The organism is Paludibaculum fermentans (genome assembly GCF_015277775.1).
In the GTDB taxonomy this organism is placed as follows: domain Bacteria; phylum Acidobacteriota; class Terriglobia; order Bryobacterales; family Bryobacteraceae; genus Paludibaculum; species Paludibaculum fermentans.
In genome coordinates this window covers 6359693-6385533 of the sequence record NZ_CP063849.1, presented here as the reverse complement: position 1 = coordinate 6385533, position 25841 = coordinate 6359693, and the positions used below count along the sequence as shown (strand labels likewise).

Genomic DNA, 25841 nt, shown 5'->3' with positions numbered 1-25841 from the left:
CAAGGAGATTGAAGAATGGCAGCGAAACAGGTTGTATATAGCGAGAATGCGCGCCAGGCGATCCTGCGCGGCGTTAACCAGTTGGCCGACGCAGTCAAGGTGACGCTCGGTCCGAAGGGCCGTAACGTGGTCCTGGAGAAGAAGTTCGGCGGTCCGACGATCACCAAGGACGGCGTGACCGTCGCGAAGGAGATCGAGCTCAAGGATCCGCTGGAGAACATGGGCGCGCAGATGGTGCGCGAAGTGGCGTCGAAGACGTCGGACGTGGCCGGTGACGGCACGACGACGGCGACGATCCTGGCCCAGTCGATTTTCCGGGAAGGCGTGAAGGCCGTTGCGGCCGGCGCGAACCCGATGGCTCTCAAGCGCGGCATCGAAAAGGCTGTGGAAGCGGTTGTCGGTCAGGTGCTGGCGCAGGCCAAGCCCATCTCCGGCGCGATGATTGCCCAGGTGGGCACGATCTCGGCGAACGGCGACACGGAAATCGGCGAAAAGATCGCGGAAGCGATGCAGAAGGTCGGCAAGGACGGTGTCATCACCGTTGAAGAGTCGAAGACCATGCACACGGAACTGCTCACCGTGGACGGCATGCAGTTCGACCGCGGCTACCTCTCGCCCTACTTCATCACCGACCCGGACCGCATGGAAGCTGTCCTCGAGGATCCGTTCATCCTGATCCACGAGAAGAAGATCAGCAACATGAAGGACCTGCTGCCCGTTCTCGAGCAGATTGCCCGCGGCGGCCGTCCGCTGATCATCATTGCCGAGGAAGTGGAAGGCGAAGCGCTGGCCACCCTGGTGGTGAACAAGCTCCGCGGCACCCTGAACGTCTGCGCTGTGAAGGCCCCTGGCTTCGGCGATCGCCGCAAGGCGATGCTCGAGGACATCGCGATCCTCACGGGCGGCAAGGCGATCATGGAAGAGACCGGCATCAAGCTGGAAGGCGTTCGTCTGGAAGACCTCGGCCGTGCGAAGCGCATCACCGTGGACAAGGACAACACGACCATCGTTGACGGCGCCGGCGACCAGAAGAGCATCGAAGGCCGGATCAAGCAGCTGCGTGCGCAGATCGAAGAGACCACGTCCGACTACGACCGCGAGAAGCTCCAGGAACGCCTGGCGAAGCTCGCCGGCGGCGTTGCCGTGATCAAGGTCGGCGCGGCCACTGAGACCGAAATGAAGGAAAAGAAGGCCCGTGTCGAGGACGCACTCCACGCCACGCGCGCCGCTGTGGAAGAGGGCATCGTCGCCGGCGGCGGCGTGGCTCTGCTCCGCGCCGGTAAGGTTCTGGACGGCCTGAAGGGTGACGGTGACGAGCAGATCGGCATCAACATCATCCGCCGGGCGACGGAAGAGCCCGTCCGCCAGATCACCGGCAACGCCGGTTTTGAAGGCGCGATCGTGGTTGGCAAGATCAACTCGGTCAGCGATGTGAACTACGGCTTCAACGCCGCCACCGGTGAGTACCAGGATCTGGTGGAAGCCGGCGTCATCGACCCGGCTAAGGTCACGCGCACCGCTCTGCAGAACGCGGCTTCCGTCAGCGGCCTGATGCTGACGACCGAAGCCCTGATCTGCGAGATTCCCGAAAAGAAGGCTGCCCCGGCTCCCGGCGGCGGTCACGGCCCCGAGATGGACTACTAAACAGTAGCCGCTCAAAATCGAGCCTCAAAAGGCCCGCAGCTCCTCACGGAGACTGCGGGCTTTTTGTTTTCAGAGACATAGGCGCTGTAGCAGAACACTACGATCAGTCGATGGGGGTGTGGAGAACCTGGACAGTACGAATGAGTCTTAATGGTTTTCTATCGCCTTTTCAGACCTTATTATGATAAACTGCCCTACGGCTGATACTTTCCTTTTCCTGGAACGTTTAGCGGAAGGGAAGCTTAGTATGCTTTCAAACTCTCGCAAGAAGATCATCTTTTCCCTGGGCAGCGTAGTCCTCGTCGCCGCCGCCCTATCCGCGGATCGTCCTCAAGCGCTCCGCCCCACCGACAAGGCCTTTTATGCCGATCAGGCCATGGTGAACTTCGTCCGGCCCGGATTCAACGTGGCCATCACCAAGGCGGAGCTGGCTGCTGACGGCACGCTGAAGGCCTGGGTCAAATTGACCGACTCCAAGGGCGCCGGGCTGGACCGCGCGGGGCTGGTCACACCGGGCACGGTGAGCGTCAGCTTCCTATCCGGCTACATTCCGGCTGATCAGTCGCAGTACATCTCTTACATCACGCGCAGCCGCACGGGCGCGGCGGGCACGTTCACCCAAGCCACGGGTGAAAGTAACGGCACGTGGACGCCGGTTGCGGATGGTGAGTATACCTACACCTTCGCCAACAAGGTTCCGGCTTCAGCGGATCGCACTCTGACCCATACTGTGGGCGCCTACGGCTCGCGCAATCTGGACGAATTTGAGATGGGCCGGTTCTACTCCGATGCCACGTATAGCTTTGTGCCGGCGGGCGGCGCGGTGACCAAGGTTCGCGACGTCATCCGGACGGCGAGCTGCAACCGTTGCCACGATCCCCTGGGGCTGCATGGCGGTTCACGGCGTAGCGTGGAAGTCTGCAACATGTGCCACACCCCGCAGACGACGGATTCCGCGACGGGCAATCCGGTGGACATGAAGGTCTTCATTCACAAGATTCACTACGCGGCGAATCTGCCTAGTGTGAAGGCGGGCACTCCTTACAAGGTTGCGAGCCAGGATTACTCCGATGTTGGCTTCCCGGCTCCGGCGATGGCTTGCAAGGTCTGCCACGAGCCGAAGACCGTGACCGGCGCCACCCAGGCGGACAATTGGTCGACGAAGCCGTCGCGCGCGGCTTGCGGGTCCTGCCACGACAACGTGAATTTCGCCACGGGCGAGAACCACGTCGGGCTGCCGCAGTTCAGCGACAACCAGTGTGCGACCTGCCACACCCAAAAGGGCGAGATCGACTTCGATGCCTCCATCACGGGTGCGCACATGATCCCCGTGGAGTCCTCGCTGATTCCCGGCGTAGTTTTCACGATCGAGGGCGCCAAGGATGTAGCGCCCGGCAAGCACCCCACCCTCACCTTCACGGTAAAAGACAAGCAGGGCAATCCGGTGGAAGCCAGCACCCTGAACAATCTGCGGCTCTACATGGGCGGGCCGGCAACGGACATTGCCACCTATGTGCGTGAGGACGGGCTGAAGGCTGTCGGATCCAACGGCACGTATAACTGGACCTTTGCCGCCACGATTCCGGCCACCGCCGATCCTACGGGTAGCTGGCAGTTCGGCATTGAAGGCTATCGCACGACGATCGTCCTGGCCGGCACGCAGAAGCAGCGCTCGATCCGCGACTACGGCATGAACAAAGTGTTCTATGCCTCGCTGAGCGGAGGCACGGCCACGCCGCGCCGCACGGTGGTGACCAGCGCCACCTGCAACCGGTGCCACTACTCGCTCGAGTTCCATGGCGGCAACCGCAACGAAGCCGCGATGTGCACTTTCTGCCACAATCCGACCCTCACGGTGGGTACGACGGCGGAGAGCTACAACCTGACCAACATGATCCATACGTTCCATGCTGAGAAGGTTCGCTATCCGGGCAACATCCGCGATTGCGCCCAGTGCCATGTGAACAACTCGCAGATCCCCGCTCTCGACGACGGGCTGCAGAACGTAAAGAACGGGCTGGCTCCGGTGAACCCGGCGCCGCCGACGGCCAACGCCTGCAACTCGTGCCACAACACGACGGCAGCGTGGTCGCACACGCAGGCCAACACCACGGCTCTCGGCGAGAGCTGCTCAGTGTGCCACGGCGCGACGTCTGAATTTTCTGTTAGCAAGGTGCACGCTCAGTAGTCATAGCTGCGTACACCGCTCCTCCGGCCCGCTTCCCCATAACAGGGAGGCGGGCCTTTTTTCGGCCCTTGCGCACACTAAAACATTTTGCGCATTTTTTGTTTGCACTCCCGACAGGGAGCGCGTAAGATGGGGATGTTGAGTAGTACTTTACCGCTCTTTTCCGTATATTCTCCTAGATAGGGGCCCACTCCGCCTCATCTTCTTCTAGCCGCCGGCCACTGCGCCAAACAGTGGCCGGCTCTTTTGTTTTTGGACCTACCCCAATCCCAACAGGGCTTCCACGTGCGCCGTCACGGCCGCCGCGAGTCCGGCCAGGCTGTAACCGCCCTCCAGCAGGCTGACTACACGTCCGTGTGCGGATTCGGCGGCGACTTCCATGGTGATCGCGGTGAGTTCTCGAAAGTCGTCGTCCTTGAGCAGGAAGCGGCCAAGCGGATCGCCTTTCCGCGAATCGAAGCCGGCGGAGATGAGCACGAGGTCGGGCTTGTAGGCTGCCATGGCGGGCACCAGTTTGCGGCGGAAGGCTCCAACGATCTCCGCATGGCCCGCGCCGGCATGGAACGGGCAGTTCATTGTGGTCCCTTTGCCGGAACCGCTGCCGACCTCATCAAAGGCGCCCGTGCCCGGATACCAGGGGGTCTGGTGCGTGCTGAAGAAGAAGACGCTGGGATCCTGATAGAAGATATCCTGCGTGCCGTTGCCATGGTGTACGTCCCAGTCAACGATCAGTACGCGGTCGACGCCGTGGACCTTGCGCGCATGGCGAGCGGCGAGGGCCACGTTGTTGAAGATGCAGAAGCCCATGCCGCGCGAGGCCGTGGCGTGGTGGCCGGGCGGCCGTACCGCGGCGAAAGCGTTGGACACCTGGCCCAGCATCACCGCATCGACGGCGGCGAAGGCCGCGCCGACGGCCAGCATGGCCACGTCGAGCGACTTCTCACACAGGCCGGTATCGCCGGTGCTGAGGGCCGGCGAGTGCCGTGCGATGTCGTGCCTCACGGTGGAGAGGTAAGCGCGGGTATGGCAGAGCAGCAGATCCTCTTCCTCGACCATCCGGGCGGGCAGGTGCTTGAGGCGGCCGGCCAGTTCTCCCTGTTGGAGGGCTTTCTTCAAAGCGCGGTAGCGATCGGGCGACTCGGGATGGGCGGGTCCGGGATCGTGCAACTGGAAGGCGGAGTCAAATACGAGCCCGGTGGAAGGGGGCTCGTCCTGTCCCTGAAGAGGCATAGACCTCATTCTCCCAGAACGGCGGGTTGCCGCATCAAGGGCGGCGGCGGCTGAATTGCGGACGTACACGTCTGAATAATTCTTCGCCCTCACCGGGAACAACGCTGCCCCGCCGCACGTATGAAAGACAGGAAGGCAGAATCGGCTGTGAGCGCAGTACTTGAACCGGAAGTGCAGGCGGCCCTCGACAGGGCGAAGGCGAAACCGCAGCGGCGGCGAGCCGGCCGGACGATGCATCCGGGCGAGTTTCTGGCCGATCTTGCGGCACAGACTTTCGCCAACCTGCGGCGCAACAAGCTGCGCAGCTTTCTCACCCTCTTTGGCATTGCATGGGGCATCGCCTCGCTGGTGCTGATGTCCGCGTTGGGCGACGGCTTCCGCCAGGGCCAGCGCAAGAATATGGCTCAGATCGGCGACAACATTGTCTTTGTGTATGGCGGAGTGACCGAGGAGCAGGCCGGCGGACAGCGCGCCGGACGCCGCATATCGCTGTACCAGCGGGATCTGGACATCCTGCGCCAGAATTGCCCTTCGGTCCAGGTGCTCTCGGCGGAGCACAAGACCTACCAGGTGCCGGCCCGCACGACGACCAACTCCGGCCGATTCCTTTCGCTGGGCGTGAATCCCGACTACCTCAAGCTGCGCAATCTACCGGTGGAAATCGGCAGGACCGTCGGCCAGGCGGATGTCGACGATGGCCGCAGGGTGGCGGTGCTGGGCTCCAGCGTCCGCAAGCAACTGTTCGAGAAGAACAAGGCGCCGCTGGGTGAGCGCTTCTACCTGAACGACTATCCGTACGAAGTGATTGGGGTGATGAGCGAGAAGGACCAGAACAGCTCGTACGACGGCTGGGACAACGACAAGATCCTCATCCCGACGAGTGCGTTGTTGCGCGACATGCCGCCGAACCGGCAGGTCTACGCGGAGGGCCGTGTGGACGGGTTCCTCTATCGCCCCATGGATGTGGCGCGTTGGGAAGAGGCGCAGGCGCAGGTGCGCGGCACACTGGGCCGGTTGTACAAATTCGAACCCACCGACAAGGGCGCCCTGCGGATCTTCGACTCGATTGAGAGCGCCCAGATGTTCGATTCCATCTTCAACGCTGGAGAGATCTTCCTGGCCGTGGTCTCGCTGGTCACGCTGTCGTTGGGCGGGGTCGGCGTCATGAACACGATGATGATGGCGGTGTCGGAACGCACGAACGAGATCGGCCTCAAAAAGGCCCTGGGCGCGACCAGCCAGCGCATCCTGCTGGATTTCTTCCTGGAGGGCCTGTTCCTGGCCATCCTGAGCGGAGTGGGCGGCCTGCTGCTGGTGTGGGGGCTTTCGAGCCTGGTGAATTCCCTGCCCATGCCGGCGATGTTCTCGGGGCTCCCGATTCACTGGCGCGTGCTGGCTTTCGCCACCCTGTCGCTGGGCCTGGTGGCCGTGGGATCGTCCCTGCCGCCGGCGCGGCGGGCGGCTGCGATGACTCCGGTGGAAGCGCTCCGCCACGAGAGGTAAGCCATGACTTGGCGATTCATCTTCACAGAAGCCTGGGCCGCTTTGCGCTTCCATCGCCAGCGGACGATGTTTACGACGCTGAGCCTGGCGTGGGGTGTCACCTGCTTTGTGATTCTCATCAGCTACGGCAAGGGGTTTGAGCAGGCGCTGGTCAAGGCGTTCCAGGCGGTGGGCCAGGACCTCGTGCTGACCATGGGCGGACAGACGAGCGAGCAGGCAGGCGGGATGAGGACGGGCCGGCGGGTGCGGCTGGAGCTGTCCGACGCGGCCGCGGTGAAAGAGGCTGTCCCGCTGGTGGAGAACCTGTCGCCGGAGATCATGCGCAATGGGGTGAAGGCTCAGTATCGCGGGCGGGAGAAAGAAGTTTCGATTCGCGCGGTCTGGCCCGAGTACGATATCGTCCGCAACATCAAGATCACCGACGGGCGCTGGCTGAACGAAGACGACCGGCAGCATCAGTACCGCGTGGCGATTCTCGGGGCCAAGGTCGCGACCGAGCTGTTCGGCGGGGCTCCGGCCGTGAATGAGGACGTGATCCTGAACGGCATCCACTTCACAGTGATCGGGGTGATGGACAACAAGCTACAGATTGCGAACTACAACCGCAGCGACAATCAGTGCATCTTCATTCCGTACGACAGCTTCAATGTTTTCGGGGATACGAAGTACCCGTGGTTCCTGGTCTGGAAGCCGGCCACTCCGGATTCGCGGGAACGGGCGATCAAGATGGTCCGCGCCAAACTGGCCGAGATCCATCGATTCTCGCCGACCGATGAGAAGGCCGTGGAGATTCTCGCGTTCTCCAAGTTCATGTCCATCGTCACGGGTATGTCGCTGGCGGTCCAACTGCTGCTGGGCTTTGTCGGAGCATTGACGCTGGCGATCGGGGGCGTGGGGTTGGCGAACATCATGCTCGCCTCGGTGATCGACCGGACGCGGGAGATCGGCATGATCAAGGCGCTGGGCGGACTACGGTCGATGGTGCTGAAGCAGTTTCTGGTGGAGGCTTGCCTGATTGTGGCGGCGGGCGGCGCGCTGGGGATCAGCCTGGGGATCATAGCCACGAAAGTGATCGGGTCGATGCCCTTCCTGGGGCCGGCTTTCAAGGACACCACGGGGGCAGGCGATATCTATCTCCACATCAGCGGTTCGTCGATTCTCATCTCAACGGGCGTGCTGCTGGTGGTGGGCCTGATCGCCGGGCTGGTGCCGGCGATCAAGGCCTCGAAACTCGATCCGATCGAAGCGCTGCACTACGAGTAGCTGCTAGTTGGGCAGTTTCGCGCTCTGGTGGGCGACCAGTTGCCAATTGGCGCCGCGCTTCTGGAAGATGTGCAGGAACGAGAGGTGAGCCGGGTTTTCCTTGCCGGCGGAGATGGTCAGAACCTGTGCGCGGCAGATGGTGATGGCCGTGTCCTTGGACAGGACCTGGACCTTGAGCTGGTCGTGGTCGACCTTCACATACTTCGCTTCGCCGGTCTTCAGCTTGCCGATGTAGGTGGCCTTGGTATCGACGGCTCCGGTGGAGTGGGTGTAGGTGAGATCGTCGCCGAGCGTCTTCTCGAGCAGGGCGTAATCGTTGGTGGTTACGCCTTTGGCCCAGGCGCGCTCAGCCGCTTCCACGGCCTTGGCCGCGTCGTCGGCGCAGAAGGCGGGCACGGCCAGCAGGACGAGGGAAACCAGGATGTTTTTCAGCATGTCGCCGATCATCATATCCGATTTGCGACCCGCCGGCCGTTGCGAGCCCGCGCGCGATTAGAGCGGAATGGTCAGAGTGAGCAGCCCGCCATACTGGACGCCGCCGCCCTTTTGGGGCCCTACATTGCCCTGCAGGCCGAGGGTGGCGTTCTTCATCTGGTAGCTCGCGCCCAGGGTTCCGCTCAACGCCTTGTCCTGGTACATCGCGCCGACCCCGATGTTGAACTTACCGTTGCCGATGGTGCCGTCATAGCCCACCTTCAGCCCCAGGTTCACCTCATGCGTCTGCGGCTTGCCGTTGCCGGACAGGGTGACGCTGACCGGACCCGACTTCACCACAGCCGAGCCTTCGATCTCCTGCACCAACTGAGCCTTGGCCAGCACTCCGATCTTGAGGTCGACGCTGACCTTCTCCCACTTCTTGCCGGCGGAGATGCGCGCGCCCAGGATGCGGGCATCCGGCTGGAACTTCCAGAGGCCGGCTTTCAGGTTCAGGGAGCCGATCTGGAGAACCTCGAACTCCTTGCCCTGGAGCGGATCGAGGGCCATGTTGACCATGGGGCCGCCGGTCTTGGTGATGTAGAGGACGCTGGCGGTGCCGACGATCAGGGCAGCGCCGACGACATACAGGATCTTCTTGTTCTTGTCGACCCAGACGCCCAGTGTCGAAGACCCGGCGGCTGTTTTGAAGCCCTCGACGCTGGCTTCCAGCTTTTTGTACTCGGAGGTCTTCTTGATCTGGTCGAGCAGGTCTGCGGTGGCGGCATCCTTGACGCCGGTCCCGAGTGCTTCCAGGAGTTTCTGTCCGTCAGCGGGCTTGAGGGCCACGCCGCCGGAAGCCTGCTTGCCCTTGGCGAAGTCGAGCAGGGTCTTCTTGATCGCATCCTGCACAGGCGGGCTCTGCAGGGCCTGCGCAAGTTGGCTGGGGAGTTTCGGTAGCTCGGCATCGACCAGGTCGAAGGCCAGAACGATTACCTGGTTGGCGGCATCAATCGGGTCAGGCTTTCCATCTGCCACGGGTGTATTCCTCCTATGCGTACGGTCAGTACAGCCTGGGAAGGCGGCCGGCAAACGGGTCTCTGCCCGCGACTGCCATAACGGCCGCTCCCAACTGTACGAATAGTACACTGCCGCGGAGGCGATGCTAATTCGGCGTTTATTCCCGGACTAGTCGGTGAGCTTTTCCGGCATGTCGGCCAGGACGTAGCCGACGACGGCCAGGGCCGCGATGTTCTGCCGGAATTCCTGAGGATCGATTTTGTCGAGCGTGTCGGCATCGGTGTGATGCCACTCGAAGTAGCGCTGCCCAGAGGAGCGGTGGGCGATGCCGGGCACGCCGTCGCGCATGATGGGACCGATGTCGGCTCCGCCGCCGCCGCGGATCATATTGTCGGCGCCCACAGGCTTGAGCAGGGCTCCGATCTGCTGCATGCGCTCCATCGCACGGACCATCACTTCCTCACTGGCGCCCTGGATGGAGAGGCCGAAGCCGGCTGGTTTCTCGGCTCCGCCGTCCATCTCGACGGCCGCCACGTGGTTCTTCACGGTGGCGCCGGCCCATTCGCGGTAAGCCTGGCCGCCGCGCGTGCCGTTTTCCTCGTTGGTCCAGAGGCAGACGCGCAGGGTGCGGCGGGGTTTCAAACCCAACTGGTGAGCGAGCATAATGGCCTGCCAGCACGCCACGCAGCCGCTGCCATCGTCCTGCGCGCCCTGGCCGACGTCCCAGGAGTCGATGTGGCCACCCATCACGACGATCTCTTCCGGTTTCTCGCGCCCGGGAATCTCGCCGATGATGTTGGCGGAGTCGGCGTCGGCCAGAGTCTTGGCCTCCATTTTGAGCCGGACGCGAATCTTCACGCCCTGCTGGTAGAGGCGGTGCATACGGAGCGCGTCTTCGATGGTGACCGCAGCCGTTGGAATCTTCTCGACGCCTTCCGTATAGATCATTTGGCCGGTGTGCGGGGAGCGCAGGCTCACTGGGGTGACGCTGCGGACGAGGGCGGCCACCGCGCCCAGTTTCGCCGCGCGGGAGGCTCCGGCGGCGCGATAGGCCACTGACCGCCCGTAGCCCTGCCAGGCTTCGTTGTAGAGGACGATCTTGCCGCGAACCTTTTCGGCGCCGAGTTGCTCCAGTTCCTCGAAGGTGGAAACCACGACAACCTCGGCCGTGATGCCTTCCGGCGGAGTGGCGACGCTGCCGCCCAGGCCGAGCATGACGATCTTCGACTCCAGCGGCTCGACCATCCAGGCACTCTCTTCCCCGCGCACCCAGTGGGGGACTTTCACGAGCGGGGTCTTCACGTTCTGGAGCCCTTCGCGCTTCATCTCGGCGGCGCTCCACTCGACGGCGCGGTTCAGCGAAGAGGATCCGGCCAAGCGGTTCCCAATGCGGTCACAGAGGTACATCATCTTCTTCCAGCCGCCATCGTCGGCCTGAGCGGCTGCGATGAGGCGGGCCGCCGCGCTGCCATAGAGTTCGGTCAGGTTGGGCCGCCCTTGCGCGAATGCAGCTATCGCCGGAGTGAGGGAAAGAAAGGTTCTTCTGTGCATGGGGAGAAAACACGCATTGTCGCACAACCAGTGCACCGGGCCTGACTCTCAGGCATCCTAAGAGAGCGATGCCCCACTACGACGCCATTCTCGTGCTCAGCTTCGGCGGTCCTGAAAAGCCGGAAGACGTTATGCCATTTCTGGAGAACGTCCTGCGCGGCCGGAATGTACCCCGGCCGCGGCTGCTGCAGGTGGCTGAGCACTACTACCAGTTCGGCGGGCGCAGTCCGATCAATGACCAGTGCCGGGCGCTGATTGCCGCATTGCGTACCGAACTCGACGCGCATGGGCCGCAGCTTCCGATTTATTGGGGCAATCGGAACTGGCACCCGATGCTGGAAGATACGATGCGCCAGATGGCGGAGGATGGCATCCAGCGGGCCATCGTCTTCATTACGTCGGCGTACAGTTCGTATTCGGCGTGCCGGCAGTATATGGAAGATATCGAGCGGGCGCGCCAGGCCGTGGGTGACAAGGCCCCCCTTTGCGATAAGCTGCGCCACTTCAACAACCAGCCGGGCTTCATTGGGCCGAACGCGGAGAATTTGAGGACGGCCCTCGACCAGTTGCCGGGATCGCGGGTTTTGTTCACGGCTCATTCGATTCCGATGGAGATGGCGCGGACATCGAAGTACGTCGCGCAGTTGGAGGAAGCGGCCAGGCTTGTCGCGGAGCAGGCGGGCAACCCCGATTACCGGCTCGTTTATCAAAGTCGCAGCGGAGCTCCGCACCAGCCCTGGCTCGGGCCCGACATCCTGGAGGCTCTCAATGAGGAGAAGGCGTCCGGAACGGAGAGCGTCGTCGTCGCGCCCATCGGGTTCATCTCCGATCACATGGAGGTGATCTACGATCTCGATTACGAGGCAAAGGCGCGGGCCGGCGAACTGGGCTTAAAGATGGTGCGGGCGGCCACCGTGGGCACACATCCGCAATTCATTGGAATGATTCGGGAACTGGTCGCCGAGCGCGCCGCCGGGCTACCCAGTGCCGACCCGTGCCGTCAGGACTGCTGCCCGGCGCCCATCCGGGGCTCCGGCTTCACGGCCATCTCGGCTACGCCAAATTCCGCTGAGCCGACGCAGGTAGAGTCCGGTAAACGGCCTCGGCACGAGTAAGCGCCGTTTCGACGTTCTCGCAGATGTTTTCTTCCCCGACGTGGCGTTCGAACTCCGCGCGCTTGATCATCCGCTGGGGTTGCCAGGGGGCGCCGCAGAGAATCAGCACACGGCCGCTGTCCTTCAGCTTGTCGGCGAACATCTCCAATGCCTGCAGTCCGGTAGCGTCGATGGCGGTCATATTGCGCAGGCGCAGGATGACGACTGGCGGGAGATCCTCGATGGGCGAGGTGACCTCGTCCAGCTTGTCGGTGCTACCAAACAGGAAGGGTCCGTGGATGCGGAAGATCGCGGCATAGGATGGGATTTCCTTGTCCTGGAGGATGTGCTGCCAGCCCTGTTTGAGGTAGTCGGCGGTGACCTTCGACACCGTGGTGGTGAGCGCCACGCGGCTGATGAAGACCAGCGCGGCGAGGATCATGCCAAACTCGACGGCGACGGTCAGATCGGCGAACACGGTGAGCAGGAAAGTCAGGGCCCAAACCGAGACGTCCCGTTTGCCGAGCTTCAGGATCTCCGGGATCTCGCCCCACTCGCCCATGTTGTAGGCAACGATGAACAGGATCGCGGCCAGGGCGGCCAGCGGAATGTTCTTGGCCAGCGGCGCCGCCACCAGCAGCACCATCAGCAGGGTGAGGGCGTGGATCATGCCCGCAACGGGAGTTTTCGCGCCGCTGCGGATACTGGTGGCGGTGCGGGCGATGGCGCCCGTGGCCGGCAGGCCGCCGAAGAGCGGCGAGATGATGTTGGCCACGCCCTGCGCGAACAGTTCCGTGTTCGGATTGTGCTTGTCCTTCGTCATACGGTCCGCCACGACGGCGGAGAGCAGGCTCTCAATGGAACCGAGCATGGCGACGGTGATCGCGGGGCTCAGGAGTTGCCGCACATACTTCCAGTGGAATTCCGGAATGTGCAGGGTCGGCAGGCCGCTGGGGATTCCGCCGAAACGGGTACCAATCGTCTCCACATTCAGATTCAGGAATGTGACGGCAACCGTCGCTCCGAAGAGCGCAACGATGGTGCCGGGGACCTTGGGTACAAACTTGACGAAGAGCAGAATCACGCAGAGGGAGATCACGCCGATGGCGGTCTCTTCCACTGAGAACGTGCTGGCGTGGGTGGCCAACGCCTCCATCTTCTCGATGAACTCGCCAGGGACCTTGTCGAGTTTCAGCCCGAAGAAATCCTTGATCTGAGTGCTGGCAATCAGCAGGGCGATGCCGTTGGTGAAGCCTACGACAATCGGGCGGGGGATGAACTTCACCGCCGTGCCCATGCCGGTGACGCCGAGGATGACGAGCAGGACTCCAGCCATCATGGTGCAGGTGAACAGTCCGTCCACCCCGTACTTGCCGACGATGCCGGCCACGACGACAACGAACGCGCCGGTGGGACCACCAATTTGGGTGTTGGATCCGCCCAGCAGGGAGATGAGGAATCCGGTCACGACCGCGCAGTAAATGCCTGCCTGCGGCGATAATCCCGAGGCGATGGAGAACGCCATGGCCAGGGGTAGAGCCACTAAACCGACCGTCACACCGGCGATCAGGTCGGACACAAACTTACTTGCGTTGTAATCCTTCAGGCATTGAAAAGATCGAGGGAACCACGGCTGCACACTACCATTGTAGCAACCGGCTTATTCCTTACGAGTTTGTACACATTCATGGGGCGGCGCGCCGCACGCGCAGGATCTTCACGGGCGGTTTGAGGGTCTGCCCCTCGGCCGGCGCCTGTTGAATCTTGCGAACGACGTCCATGCCTGAAACGACGCGGCCGAAGGCGGCGAAGCCCTGGCCGTCGGGGTTGCGCATGCCGCCGAAGTCGAGGGCGGGCTGGTCTCCGATGCAGACGAAGAAATCGGAGGTGGCGGTATCCGGGCGGTCGCGCGCCATGGAGATGGTGCCGTCGACGTGCTTCAAACCGGACTTGTTTGTGCGCTCGAGGGGGATCGGATCCGCGTCCGGACCCCGGCGGCCAGGCTGGATGCCGCCCTGGATCACCTCAATGCGGATCCTATTGCGCGGCTGGTTGTCCAGCCGGACCGTGCGGTGAAAAACTCCGCCATCGTAGGCGCCGGCATCGACATACTTGAGGAAGTTGGCGCTGGTGACGGGCGCGTTCTTCAAGTCCAGCTGGACCTCGATGGAGCCCAATTCGGTCTCCAAAACGACCCGCGCGGTCTGGGCAGGCAGAGCCGCGGCAAAAATGGCCAGAAACAGAAGGGTCCGCACGCCGCTATTGTAGACCCGCCGGCGCGCCGGATACGCGCCAGTGCGACAATGAAGGTGTCCCATGCAAGACACATTCAACGTAAAATTCGAAACCACCAAGGGTGACTTTGTCATCCAGGTGAACAAGGAATGGGCTCCCCTCGGCGTGGAGCGGTTCCACTCACTCGTCACCTCCGGCTACTTCGACGGGGCCAAGTTCTTCCGCGTCCTGCCCGGCTTTGTGGTCCAGTTCGGTCTTGCCGCCGATCCGCAGGCAGCCAAGTCGATTCCCACCGCGAGCATCAAGGACGATCCGGTGAGCGCCTCCAACACGAAGGGCACCATCACCTTCGCCACGGCCGGTCCCAACACCCGCACCACGCAGGTCTTCATCAATCTGGGCGACAATCCGCGCCTGGACGGCATGGGCTTCGCTCCATTCGGAAAGGTCACCGAGGGCATGGACATCGTCGAGCAGCTGTACTCCGGCTACGGCGAGGGCGCGCCGCACGGCAATGGTCCCGACCAGGGCCGGGTGCGGATGTATGGCAACGAGTATCTCGACGCCAACTTCCCCAAGCTGGACGCCATCAAGAAGGCGTCCGTCAGCGAATAACAAGTTAGCCAGGGGAGGAACCGTGAGGCTCCACATCACCAACGGAGACAGTGTCGTTGGTTCGTTCCAGGAACTGTTTCCGGGTGACACGGTTCTTCCCTGGCGTGATGTCCTGCACGAAGGACCCGTCCCGCCAGAGCTTCCACTCCCCGAACTTTCTGAAGTGCGCGCCCAATTCCTGTCAGCCGAATCCGGGCGGCCCGTGGAGCGGGTGCTGGCCGACTTCCACGCCCGTGACGGTCTTTTGGCCCGGTACGCGGAGTTCGAGGAGGTCGTTCTCTGGTTCGAACACGACCTGTACGACCAGCTCCAGCTCATCCAGATTCTCGACTGGTTCCAAACACAGGCCCCGGACACCGCCAATCTGCGGCTGATCCAGGCGGACGACTACCTGGGCCGCATGAGCCGGGCCCGGTTCGCTGAACTCTTTCCTGCCCGCAGGGCCGTCTCGGCGGCACAACTGGGCCTCGCGTCAGCCGCCTGGAGAGCCTTCCGGTCGGCTGATCCCGCCGACCTGGAGCCATTCCTGGTGCCGAATGCGGCGTTGCCGTTCCTGGCTCCGGCACTGGCCCGCCTTTGTGAAGAGTACCCCTGGACCACCGACGGGCTGTCACGGACACAGCGGGTCATCCGCGAGCTTCAGCGGCAGGGTTTGACCGATCGTAGCGAGTTGTTCGGCGCCTTCAGCCGGCAGGAGCAGGCGATCTGGATGGGCGACTGGTCGTTCTTCCGGGTGCTGGACGGCGCGGCGCCGCGGGGCACCGGATGGCAGTGGAACCCTATTCTACGGCGTTTCGAATCTCGCCCTTCATGAAAGAGCCGAACTTCTCGGACGGCACGCGCAGGCCGATGCAGAATTCGCCGAACAGGGCATACACCGCGCTGACTTCGTCGAAGCGCATCTCGTAGATCAACTGCTTGAAGGGCACGGGGGAGTCCGCGAACAGGTCGACGGCCCATTCCCAGTTGTCGAGGCCGATGGAGCCGGAAATCACCTGTTTCACCACGCCGCCGTATTTGCGGCCGATCATGCCGTGCTCGTGCATCATCTTCTGACGGTCGGCGAACGGCACTTGGTACCAGTTCTTGTCTTCGCCGCGTTTGCGGTCCATCGGGTAGAAGCAGAGATAGCGCGATTCGGGGATTTCGGGCGCCAGGCGGCCGGCCATGGCGCGGCGCTGGCGGTCGAGAACTTCGGCCGAGGCCGATTCCCACTCGGGGCTGCCCGGCTCGATGCCGCGCTCGTTGAGATCGTCGTGAATCTTGCGTGTCGACTCGTAGAGGCCCAGTTCCACAATGCTGAGGTAGGAGTTCGAGACGTCGAGAAACTCGCTGAGCCGCAGGTGCTGGACTTGCGACTGCGCTTCCAGCAGCCCGACAAAATCCGCGCGGTAGTGGAGCAGCATCAGGTCGCCCTTGTGCCCCAGCAGCGCGTAGGCGGCCGACTGCTCGCCACCCTCGGCACCCTCCTGCATGGTCAGCCATTCGGACCACTCGTGCACAATGGCGGTCCGCGACTGCCCGTCCAGGGCGCGCCACTCGTCCCAACGAACGTGAAACGTCTGGTGCAGGACGGACGCGCCTTCCAGCGTGAAGGGGACGATGGGATTACTCATAGCTCTACCAGCTTACAGTGAGCCGGAAACCGAGCCAAGGAGGCTACTCGACCAGGGCGGCGGCGATGCGCCTCTCCAACTCCTCCTGCGGGATCGCCGTACTCACGAAAAGCTCCTGCCGGGCGCCGGCCGAAAGCGCGATCGCCTTCCAGCCATTCTGCGTCGGCACGGTCACGCGGATCTTCACAGCGCCGCGCGCATCCCGTACGGGCTTGATCACGCCCGGGATGATGCTGCGGATGTCGTCGTGGACGAGCAGGCGCTCAAGCACAGGCCGCAGACCATCGATAATGCTGTGCTCGATTTTGAGCTTGTTCTGGCTGGCTCGCAGGCGCATCTGGCTTACTTAAACCTCTTGCGGTAGAGGAAGTCCATGGCAAAGGTGCCGTTTTCATCCTTGACCGCGACAACGGACCACTGTTTGTTCAAATCCCACTCGACGCGTACGATCTGCTGCTGCGACCGGCTGAGGTTCGTGATGTAGGTGAGCGTGATGTCGCGCGAAATGGACTGTTCGACGGAGAGGCGCGCCTGTGGGAGGTTTTCCACTCCGGTGAAGTTGGGATCGATGCGGATCCGGCTGGAGCCGAAGAAGCGCTCGACGCGGCTGGAGACTCCGGCGCTCAAGGCTCCGCCCAGCAGGGAGTTCGGCGTGTTCTCCATCACGTTCTGATTGCGGATGCTCTGGGAGGCAGTGACGGAACTGGAAGTGGATTCGGGCTGGCGGCCGACGGTGAGCAGCGCCACAATTTCGGACGACTGCAGCGGCGGTTCGGACCGGTATGTGAAGTTCAGGCGGCTCAACGGGCCGTTGACGTTGATGTAGACCGTGATGCCGCGGACCCTCGTTTCCAGGTCCAGGTCGATTTGCGGCTGGACGACGGCCGTGTTGTAAAAGAGGATCTCACCGCGTGAGACGGTGTAGCGGTTGCCGAAGAACTGGATGCCGCCCTGGCTGGATTTCACGCTGCCCAGAAGGATGGGCTTCGCCGGGCTGCCCCGCAGCCGCAAATCCGCCTCAGTCTGCAGATCCTGGGTGTAGCTGCTCTGGAAGACAGCGTCAGGCGTCGTGCGGATGCGTACATCGAACTGCAGGTTGCGCAGGAACTCGTGTTGCGAAGCCGCCGACGGAATGGGGTTGCCGGAGCCGCCGACCATGCTCGCCAGATCGCTGCCGCTGCTGAAGCCGGAGCGCTGGATAGTGATCGAGCCGGCCAGCAGGCTGCGGAAGGTCGAACCGGTCAGCGTCAATGCCGCGTCCAGAGTCGTGCTCACGCCTTCGGGGTAGCGCACGCGAATGTTGGAAGCGTTGGCCTGCAGGCGGTAGGTGAGCTCCTGGCCCGACACGCCGAGAAACCCGTTTACAGAGAACTTGCCGCCGCCGGTCTGGCCGGTGAGCTGTTCGATGTTGGCGCGATTCTTCTCGAAGTAGACGGTGCCGCTCGCATTCTCAATCCCGTTGGGCAGATCCTTGAGGAAGAATGAGGCCTTTTGGATGGTCATGCGGCCGCTCAACTGGGGATCGGCGGCCGTGCCACGCACGGAGGCGTCAATCTCCGCCACGCCGGTGGATATGAGATCGGGCCGGAAGCTGCCCAGAATCGCCAGGTTCGCCGAGCCCTTGACGTTCAGGTTCCACGGATTCTTAGCCGGGAAAAGATACGCCCCGGAGAGCGCCAGGCTGGTGTCCAGCGCGGTCACCTTGGCCGACTTGAAACGGGCCGAGTTCGCATCCACCTCGATCACCAGCGGGCCGTCGTTCCGCAGTGTCATATCGTTAGTGTCGACCTGCGTTTCCAATGGCTGGGCGTCGCGTGGGCGCACCTGCAGGGTCTTCACTGTAATGACGGCCGAGCCCTTGCGCGGGTCGGTCAGCGGCGCCTGCCAGGCGACGGATCCTTCGATGAAACCACGCGCCGGCCAGGGCTCGTCCTTTGACGGGTCGGCCGAACTGGAGGTGAGATCCTTGATAAGGCGGAACGGCAGGCGTGGGGAGCGGAATGTGCCCTTCGACGCATAGTCGCCGGAGAGCTGTATGGTCGCATCTCCTTCCACTTTGCTGCCGGGCAGATTGAGGCTGGCCGTGACAGTCAGTTGTCCACTGGAAGTGGTGCCGTTCACTAGCAGTTCGCCGAGCTGGCGGCCTCCGATGCGGAGCCCGCGAATGGCCAGCGCGCCGTCGAGGGCACGCAGGAGCGGCGTTCCGTCCTCAATGCTGACGCGGGTGCGCAACTCAGCCTTGACGTCGCCGTCCAGACCGGGCCGGATCGTCATCGCCCGTTCCGAGTCGCGGAGTTGCAGCCCACTGGACTGCATCGTCAGGTTCAGTTCACCGGCCCGGAAATTGCCGTTGGGGTGCTGATACTGGCCGGCCAGGGACAAGTGCATCTGGTCGAGGTCCGCCGCGCCCTGCAGCGCGCCGCCCGGTTTCAGCTGGAGATTGCCGGCGATGCGGTCGAACTTCTCTTCCTGCCAGTCGACCCCGGTCAACGTGAAGTTCAACGACCCCACGGGTTGGCCCAGGGTTCCGCCCAGGGTGACCGCACCGGCCAGCCCGCCCTGGATGGGCGCGGTGATTTTGGCGACCTGCAACAGGTCAATCAATTTGGCGTTTTTCAGGTCAAAGGCGCCATCGAGCACACTGTCCGAGCCGGGCACCCAATTCTTCAGGCCGAGCGCCAGATGGCCGCTGGTGGCCGCCTCGTTGCGCCGCAGCTCCATCGCGGTCAGTTCCAGACGGCCGCGGGAAAGCTGGAACTCGGCGGCGACGCGCTGGAACAGGACGGACTCGTAGACAGCATTCGTCATCGAAACGTGGCCCTGAAGGCGCGGATCCTTCAGGTCGCCGCTCACCACCGCATTCACGCGTGCTTCGCCATCTTCCAGACTGATGGGCAACCGGTAACCGTCTTCCCTGAGCAGCAGCCCGATGACGGGATCCAGATCGTGCAGCCGGGATGCGAACAAACCCACTTCCAACCGCTCGCCCAACGTCCCCTGGAAGTTCACTCGAGCCGATTGCGTTTCGAGGTGTGAGGCGCCCAGGTCCAACTTGCCGCTATCCTGATTCCACGCGGCCTCGATGCGGCCCGAAACCGGCAGGTCGCCCTCCTTCGGCGCGACATCCAATGCCACCTTCGCCAATAAATGGGCGACGCCGGCGGAGGTGATCTCTCCCGACACCTCGACCGGTCCGCGCAAGCTGCCGTCCCAGGCATAGGGCTGGTCCAGAACCGCGGCCTGCACCAGATCCAGCGCTACCGCCGTCAAGTCTCCCTTCAGATGGAAGAGCTTCCAGTCGCGCAGTTCTCCGGCGCCATTCCAGGCACCGTAAGGGCTTCTGACACCCAGTCCGGTGAGGATCAACAGCGACGGAGTGAGTTCAAACTTCGACGCCGCGCTGACGTTTCTCAGCCTGACGCCCTTCGCCGTGTAGCCGGCCTGTTCCAGCCGGATAGTGCCTTGTACCAAGGGGGTGCGATCGGGGCCGAAGAGCGCCGTACCTTCGGCCACAGCAAAGCCTTCCTGGACGGGGCTGCCGGGTATGTCCCGCATCAGCACGGACCCTTTGAACTTCAGATCACCCGAGAGGTTCTTGAAGTCCTTGAGCGGCCCGGATGCTTCCAGCCAGGAGTCGCCCAGGCTCAACCGTGCCCGTTCGATCTCCAGTTGGTTGGCCTCCAGCAGAGCGGTCGCTTCCAACTGCGGAGCCAGGCCATCCGGCAGGCGCAGCGCGCGGGCCGAAATTGCGGCCTTGTAGCGCGGCTTCACCATGTCGTAGGTCAGGGTCGCATTCAATCCTTCCGCCACCACAGAGAAGGGAATGGCCTTGGAGTCGAACTCCAACAACCCATCGCGTACGTTCAGCTTGCCGATCTTGAGGGCGATGAGATCCTGGACGGCATTGCCGCCGGTCTTCTTCAGCTTGGGCTCGGGCAGGTTCGTGGTGCCATCCTGGGCCACATAGATGTGGATGCGCGGCTTCTCCACCGTCAGGTCGTTTAGCCGGACGTCGCGTCCAATCCACGAAAGGACGGTGAGACCCAGCTGAATCCGGTCGGCCTGGAAGAGAGGAGCCTGCTCCTGCGCTTCTTTCCCGCGCAGGGTGAACTCACCGGTACGGGCGGTCATCGTACCCCAATCAAAGTCGAATGACTTCAGGGTCGCCTGGCCGCCTGACGCGCGCTCCACCTCCTCGACGATGGAAGCCCGCAGCTTCTCACGCAGCCAATCGCTGCGCAATACGAGCACGATTCCTGCGGACAGCCCGGCCAGGAGCAGCACCACCGTCGCCAGGATCCACTTCAGGCGCCGGCTCATTTACTCGCCTCCGCGCCCAGCACGGCGTCGAAGTAACGCACCTTCACGGTCGCCCGCATCTGTGCCAGCCACTGATCCACAGCTAAGTTGGTCTTGCGGAGCATCAGCACCTGGGCAACCTGATCGCGCACGTCGTCCAGCGGTGGTGTGGGCGCGTCGGGGGCCCGCCGACGGAACTGCGGCACGAATTCGCTGGTGTAGTATTTCTTGATCTCGTCGTCGGAGATCTGGACGCCCGGTGAGAACCGGAAGTCGATGAAGCGCGTCACACTGATACGCCACAGCACTTCCGCCGTGAAGTCGTCCTCGTTGAAACCGTAGCGAGCCAGCAGGGCCTCATACTGCTGCTGTGTCACGTTGCGCTGCTTGATGAAATCCTGGATGCGCGCCTCGGCTTCAGCTCGCGTGGGCGCGGCATACCGGCTGAGCTCGATTTCGCGATGGATGAGCGCCTGGTCGATGAGCCGGTCGGCCGCTTTGCGGCGCGCCTCGGGTGTATCTTCCAGCGGGCTGTTGTCGACCAGCGCCAGGATGCGCAGGTGCCGCCGGATGGCGCTGAGCGTCACTACCTGCTGCCCGGCCGCCGCCGCCACGCGGTCGAGCACGACCTTTTCAGCCCGCAGGCTGCCGGCCAGCACCAGTATCGTTAGCGCGCGTCTCAGCATGGCGTTAGAAGGCCTGCCCGATGGAGAAATGCCACTGGAAGCGGCTCACCCGTTGCGGCACGTTATATTGCCCCGTGCCGTTGATCAGATCGTCGCGGCTGCCCACGAAACCCACGAATCGCGGAGTGTTCGGAGCATAGGCCAAATCCAGCCGCAGGGGGCCCACCGGCGTTTTGATGCGGAAGCCGAAGCCCATCGCCTGCACTGTGTAGTCGAAATCCTGCTGGTTCTTCTGACGGTAGCGGAACGAGATGTTATCGAAGGACGAGAACACGTTGCCCATGTCGTGGAAGAGCACGCCGGTCAGATTGGTGCCAACCAGCGGGAAGCGCAGTTCGTGCTGGAAGAACAGGAAAGCCGCCCCGCCGATGGGGTAGCCGGTAACCAGATCGCGCGGGCCGGCCTGGTTATCAGGGAAGCCGCGATGGGTGGAGGCGCCGCCGGCATAGAAGTTTTCGGGCAGCGGCACGGGTTCATTGTCCAGGTTGTGCAGCCAGCCGAACGAGGTGGTCCGGGCGATCACGACTTCACGGCGCAGCGGATGGTAGGTCGAATTCTTCGCCACCAGGCGGAAGTAGTTGGTGCTTGTTCCGGAGAACGGCACGGCATAGCCCGCGTCCAGCGTGTTGTAGAAGCCGCGGCGCGCGTCCAGCGGATCGTCACGATGGTCCTGGATGAAGGAAGCGGAGGCGGCGATCGTCTTCACCGGCTGAGAGTAGATGGGAATCAGGGTCGGGTCAATCTTCAGGGAATTCCTGTCGATGAAGACAAAGCGCGCCGTCGCACGATACTGCATCGTAATGCCGCGGCTCACCTTCTGGCCCAACTGAACCGAGCTCTCCGAACGGTTTGAAGTGTAGGTGCGCACGTCACGCGAACGGTCAACCAGCGAACTGAAGGTGAGATTGAAATTCTCGTTTCCCAGGAACTGCGGAGCCAGGTAGCTGGCCAACAGGCGCTGCTGGATGCTGGACACTCGGATGGTGGCGCTGGCGGTATGCGCCAGCCCGAAGATGTTCGAGCGCGTCAGGCCGATCTGCCCTCGCGGTGAGAAGCCGGAAGCTCCGGCCGGCGAATCGAAACTATTGCTGCCGCCGCCGATGCGCCCGAACTCGGCGCCGAAGCCGAGATTCAGCGAGTACTTCTTGGCCTCTTCCACCTGCAGCAGGACATACTTGTCGCGCTCACGGCCGTCCGGGTTCTGAACGGCGACGTCGACCTTGGCGAAGATACCGAGATCGTACAACCGCCGCTGTGTCTCGACGATGCTGCCCTGCGACAGCGGCTGCCCTGGCGCCACCGCCAACCGATGGTTCACGAGGTCCGGGCGTGTGGCCTTCAAGCCGCTGACCAGGATGTCGCGCACAAAATTGCGGCGGCCTTCCGTCACGGCGTATTTCAAGATGATTCGATTGGGTTCGTCGGCCACCACCACCGACGCGTCGAAGGTGGCGTCCGGGTAGCCGTTGTTGAAGTACCAATTGAGAACGTTGTCCCGATCGGCGGCTACGCTCGCCACGGAGTAGGGCTGCCCCGGTGTGGAGGCGAGAAATGCCTTGATGACGTCCAGAAGTTGAAGATCGACGCCAGTCAATTCCAGGTCCGTGACGAACCACTGGGCGCCTTCGGTGATCGCCAGGGTCACGCCCAGGTCAGTCGCTTTCCCCTTGAAGCCGCGTTCCACGACCGACTTCACTTCCGCATCGCGGAAGCCGTTCGAGCGATAGAGATCCAGGATCGAGGCTTCATCCTGTTCCATCAGTTGCTGGCTGAACTGGCCGCGGCGGTAGCGCGGAAAACGGGCTGGGATCATCCCCAGACGCTCGCGGATGGTCTGTTGGTCGAAGTACTTGTTGCCGCCGACATCCAAGTGAACCAGGCGGTACCGTGGGCCCTTCTGGATGCGGAACTGGATGGTTTGCGCGCCTTCGGGCGTCGGGTCGGCCAGCGAGTATGTGACCTTCGCGTCGTAGAAGCCCTGGGCCTCGAAGTAGCGCTCCAGATTCATCTGTCCTTCCAGAAGCAATTCGCGGTCCACCGTGCGCTCCTGATAGATCGGCAGCAGTCTGCGCAACTGGCCCTTGGAAATCTTCGCTCCCTCCGTCTTCACGAACACGCTGGGGCCCGCATGAATCAGGAAGTGCGGCGTGACGGTGATGGATTTTGGATCGTAGTCTACCGAGGCGATGCGGATGGTGGCTTCCAGGTGCTCTGTCTTCAGATACGCGTCGCGCATCTTCTCCACCGCGCGCTGCACCCGCCGGCCGTCCATGTCTTTCCAGCCGCGCAAGCCGTACCAGCGCTGGAAGTTCGTCAGCCGGATAAGCTTTTTTTCGCTCATCGCCGGCTCACCTTCAAAGACCGGCCTGGTCAGTTTGGCGCGAGGACCCGGCTGGATGTAGAACCGGATGTCGGTCTCCTCCGTCTCGGGCCGCGAGCTGGTCTCATGCCGGATCGTCGCGGTGTAGAAGCCGTTGTTGCGCAGCACATCCTGGAGGCTGCTCTCCGCGCCCGGCAGCAAGCTGTCCTCGAAGGGGTCGCCGAGACCCAGCTTTGTGGCGTTGGTCAACTGAGCCGGATTGGGCGGTTCGGGCACACCCTCAACGGTCACGCGGCTGACGAAGGAGGCCCAGGTTGTGACGAAGGTAAGCTCAACTCCGGCGCCCTTCGCCTCGCCTTCGGCCACAATATCAACGTAGCGGCCGCTCGTCCACAGCCGTTCAATGGCCTTGCTGAGTGGCAGTTCGGCCAGCGTGTCGCCGGCCTTCAGCCCAATCAACAGCGCAAGTTGTTCGTTGGAAAGAGGTTGTTTCTCAGGCTCGAACCGGATCGACTCAATCGTTTTGCCGTAAAAAGGCGACAGGTCTTCACCGCCCCACATTGGAGCCGCACCCGCCAACAGACACGTCAGCAATGCCGTCCAGAGCCTAGGCTGAGTCACACACTGTCATCTTAACAGCCTTGGTTGCTACGATTTTGACTGATGACTGATTCCGAGCGCGACCGCTACAGCCGCCAGATCCTTTTGCCCGGCATCGGCGCACCAGGCCAACAGCTTCTGCTCGACGCCTGTGTTGCCGTCGTCGGCTGTGGAGCGCTGGGCGCCTTCCACGCCGGCGCCCTGGCCCGCGCTGGCGTCGGCCGCATCCTGCTGGTTGACCGCGACTTCGTCGAACTCAGCAACCTGCAGCGCCAATGGCTCTATGAGGAAGCCGATGCCCGCGAAGCTCTACCCAAAGCGGTGGCCGCCGCCCGTGCCATTGGCCGGATCAACTCCGGCGTCCGAGCCGAGGCCCTGGTGGACGACCTGACCGCGGGCAACATCCACGACCTGTTGCAGCCCGCCTCGCTCATCCTGGACGGTACCGACAACTTCGAAACCCGGTATCTGCTCAACGACTACGCCGTCGACCGCGCCATACCGTGGATTTATGGTGGAGCCGTGGGGACCTATGGCCTCGCCATGCCGATCCTGCCCGGTCGATCCGCCTGTTTCGAGTGCATCTACCCGGAACCGCCCAGCGGAGCCCAACCCACCTGCGACACCGCCGGTGTGCTGAATACCATCACAAGTCTGGTGGCGTCCTGGCAGGTCTCGCTGGCCCTGCGCCTGCTCTGCGGCCAGGAAGTGGAGCCCCGCATCTCGACCTTCGATGCCTGGACCGGTGTCATCCGCCAGGTAGCCATGCCCTCAGCGGATCCCGCCTGTCCCGCGTGCGGAGGAGCGCGCACCTGCCGCCATCTGCACGGCGAAGACCGTGTACCCATCAGCCTCTGCGGCCGCAACGCGGTGCAGATCCACGACCGCCGCCGCCCGCTGGACCTCGATGCGCTTGCCGCCAGCCTGTCGCCGTTGGGGCAGGTCCGGTCGAACGGCTTCGCACTCCGCTTTGTCGTGCAGCCGTATGAGATGACGATTTTCCCGGACGGACGGGCGATCATCAAGGGGACGCAGGATCCAGGCCTGGCCCGCAGCCTGTATTCCCGCTACATCGGCAACTGATTGGCCGCCGGGCCCGTACGCGGTAAGATAAAAGTTGCGGGCGGTTAGCTCAGCTGGTTAGAGCGCCTGCCTTACAAGCAGGAAGTCGGGGGTTCAAGTCCCTCACCGCCCACCATAACTGGTTGATTCTACACCTGTTAGTCGTTCGAGGCTCTCTCCCGGGCACAGCAGGACTGTGTCAAAACCCCTCAAAAACACGGTGCTTGGGCCAGTTTGTCAGCCGTTGCTCGTTACAACTGTGACAACAGAAAAGCTCTGGACCGTGGCTTTGATGCTATGAGAGCCGCGGGTAAAGCCAATAGAATAAATGCAATACGGCGCGCGAACCGACCTCGCTTTGTCCGTGCAGTCGATCATGGAATCCTGCCCGCGACCGCATGCCCTCATAGCAGGAGGTCAAACAATCGACGCTTGCAGATTCCGACCCCAAAGATCGGATTCCAGACGAGTTGGCCCTTCTACATGCCTCTGCCACCACTG

At 62.9% G+C, this 25841-nt stretch carries 19 protein-coding genes and 1 tRNA gene; 9 read left to right on the top strand and 11 right to left on the bottom strand.

Going from position 1 to position 25841, the window contains the following annotated elements; all coding sequences use genetic code 11:
• Positions 1-15 precede the first annotated feature (15 nt).
• The gene (gene groL, locus IRI77_RS25130; protein WP_194447746.1) at positions 16-1644 is read left to right on the top strand and encodes a chaperonin GroEL; all 1629 of its coding nucleotides are present in this window, start codon (positions 16-18) and stop codon (positions 1642-1644) included.
• A 247-nt stretch (positions 1645-1891) separates the two neighbouring features.
• The gene (locus IRI77_RS25125) at positions 1892-3832 is read left to right on the top strand and encodes an OmcA/MtrC family decaheme c-type cytochrome (RefSeq protein WP_194447745.1); all 1941 of its coding nucleotides are present in this window, start codon (positions 1892-1894) and stop codon (positions 3830-3832) included.
• 258 nt (positions 3833-4090) lie between these two features.
• On the opposite strand, the gene IRI77_RS25120 is transcribed toward IRI77_RS25125, so the two are convergent.
• Positions 4091-5062, bottom strand: a complete 972-nt coding sequence (locus IRI77_RS25120; protein ID WP_194447744.1) for a histone deacetylase family protein — start codon at positions 5060-5062, stop codon at positions 4091-4093.
• Between the two features lie 147 nt (positions 5063-5209).
• Here IRI77_RS25120 and IRI77_RS25115 point away from each other — a divergent pair, with 147 nt between their 5' ends.
• Positions 5210-6565: an ABC transporter permease gene (locus IRI77_RS25115; protein ID WP_194447743.1), complete on the top strand. Its 1356-nt coding sequence runs from the start codon at positions 5210-5212 to the stop codon at positions 6563-6565.
• Between the two features lie 3 nt (positions 6566-6568).
• Positions 6569-7828, top strand: a complete 1260-nt coding sequence (locus IRI77_RS25110) for an ABC transporter permease (RefSeq protein WP_194447742.1) — start codon at positions 6569-6571, stop codon at positions 7826-7828.
• 3 nt (positions 7829-7831) lie between these two features.
• On the opposite strand, the gene IRI77_RS25105 is transcribed toward IRI77_RS25110, so the two are convergent.
• The 3 genes from IRI77_RS25105 to IRI77_RS25095 form a co-directional block, all read right to left on the bottom strand.
• Positions 7832-8263, bottom strand: a complete 432-nt coding sequence (locus IRI77_RS25105) for a nuclear transport factor 2 family protein (RefSeq protein ID WP_194447741.1) — start codon at positions 8261-8263, stop codon at positions 7832-7834.
• A 57-nt stretch (positions 8264-8320) separates the two neighbouring features.
• Entirely contained in the window at positions 8321-9280 is a 960-nt protein-coding gene (locus tag IRI77_RS25100) for a hypothetical protein (protein WP_194447740.1), read from the bottom strand.
• 150 nt (positions 9281-9430) lie between these two features.
• Complete coding sequence (locus IRI77_RS25095; protein ID WP_194447739.1) at positions 9431-10813, bottom strand: M28 family peptidase; 1383 nt, start codon at positions 10811-10813, stop codon at positions 9431-9433.
• Positions 10814-10881: 68 nt separating this feature from the next.
• Between IRI77_RS25095 and IRI77_RS25090 the strand changes: the two genes are divergently transcribed.
• Positions 10882-11928, top strand: a complete 1047-nt coding sequence (locus tag IRI77_RS25090; RefSeq protein ID WP_194447738.1) for a ferrochelatase — start codon at positions 10882-10884, stop codon at positions 11926-11928.
• Here IRI77_RS25090 and IRI77_RS25085 read toward each other — a convergent pair.
• Both IRI77_RS25085 and IRI77_RS25080 read right to left on the bottom strand, forming a co-directional pair.
• Complete coding sequence (locus IRI77_RS25085) at positions 11867-13486, bottom strand: SulP family inorganic anion transporter (RefSeq protein WP_228486310.1); 1620 nt, start codon at positions 13484-13486, stop codon at positions 11867-11869. The two genes, IRI77_RS25090 and IRI77_RS25085, sit on opposite strands and share 62 nt — an antisense overlap.
• Before the next feature lie 106 nt (positions 13487-13592).
• On the bottom strand, positions 13593-14162 hold the full coding sequence (locus tag IRI77_RS25080; protein ID WP_228486309.1) for a peptidylprolyl isomerase: 570 nt from the start codon (positions 14160-14162) through the stop codon (positions 13593-13595).
• 61 nt (positions 14163-14223) lie between these two features.
• Between IRI77_RS25080 and IRI77_RS25075 the strand changes: the two genes are divergently transcribed.
• On the top strand, positions 14224-14757 hold the full coding sequence (locus IRI77_RS25075) for a peptidylprolyl isomerase (protein ID WP_194447735.1): 534 nt from the start codon (positions 14224-14226) through the stop codon (positions 14755-14757).
• A 22-nt stretch (positions 14758-14779) separates the two neighbouring features.
• Entirely contained in the window at positions 14780-15571 is a 792-nt protein-coding gene (locus IRI77_RS25070; protein WP_194447734.1) for a DUF1835 domain-containing protein, read from the top strand.
• On the opposite strand, the gene hemQ is transcribed toward IRI77_RS25070, so the two are convergent.
• The 5 genes from hemQ to IRI77_RS25045 are packed head-to-tail and all read right to left on the bottom strand — an operon-like array spanning position 15537 to position 24299.
• The gene (gene hemQ, locus IRI77_RS25065; protein ID WP_194447733.1) at positions 15537-16373 is read right to left on the bottom strand and encodes a hydrogen peroxide-dependent heme synthase; all 837 of its coding nucleotides are present in this window, start codon (positions 16371-16373) and stop codon (positions 15537-15539) included. The genes IRI77_RS25070 and hemQ overlap by 35 nt on opposite strands.
• Before the next feature lie 43 nt (positions 16374-16416).
• Complete coding sequence (locus IRI77_RS25060) at positions 16417-16710, bottom strand: DUF2103 domain-containing protein (RefSeq protein WP_194447732.1); 294 nt, start codon at positions 16708-16710, stop codon at positions 16417-16419.
• 5 nt (positions 16711-16715) lie between these two features.
• Positions 16716-20693 (bottom strand): translocation/assembly module TamB domain-containing protein, encoded by a 3978-nt coding sequence (locus IRI77_RS25055; protein WP_194447731.1) that lies wholly within the window; start codon positions 20691-20693, stop codon positions 16716-16718.
• On the bottom strand, positions 20690-21358 hold the full coding sequence (locus IRI77_RS25050; RefSeq protein WP_194447730.1) for a hypothetical protein: 669 nt from the start codon (positions 21356-21358) through the stop codon (positions 20690-20692). The genes IRI77_RS25055 and IRI77_RS25050 overlap by 4 nt, the downstream gene beginning before the upstream one ends.
• Before the next feature lie 4 nt (positions 21359-21362).
• Positions 21363-24299: an outer membrane protein assembly factor gene (locus tag IRI77_RS25045; RefSeq protein WP_194447729.1), complete on the bottom strand. Its 2937-nt coding sequence runs from the start codon at positions 24297-24299 to the stop codon at positions 21363-21365.
• A 42-nt stretch (positions 24300-24341) separates the two neighbouring features.
• Here IRI77_RS25045 and IRI77_RS25040 point away from each other — a divergent pair, with 42 nt between their 5' ends.
• Both IRI77_RS25040 and IRI77_RS25035 read left to right on the top strand, forming a co-directional pair.
• Positions 24342-25361 carry a ThiF family adenylyltransferase gene (locus IRI77_RS25040; protein ID WP_194447728.1) on the top strand — a complete coding sequence of 340 codons (1020 nt, stop codon included), beginning with the start codon at positions 24342-24344 and terminating at the stop codon, positions 25359-25361.
• Between the two features lie 38 nt (positions 25362-25399).
• Positions 25400-25476, top strand: a tRNA-Val gene (locus tag IRI77_RS25035).
• The last annotated feature ends 365 nt before the right edge of the window (positions 25477-25841 follow it).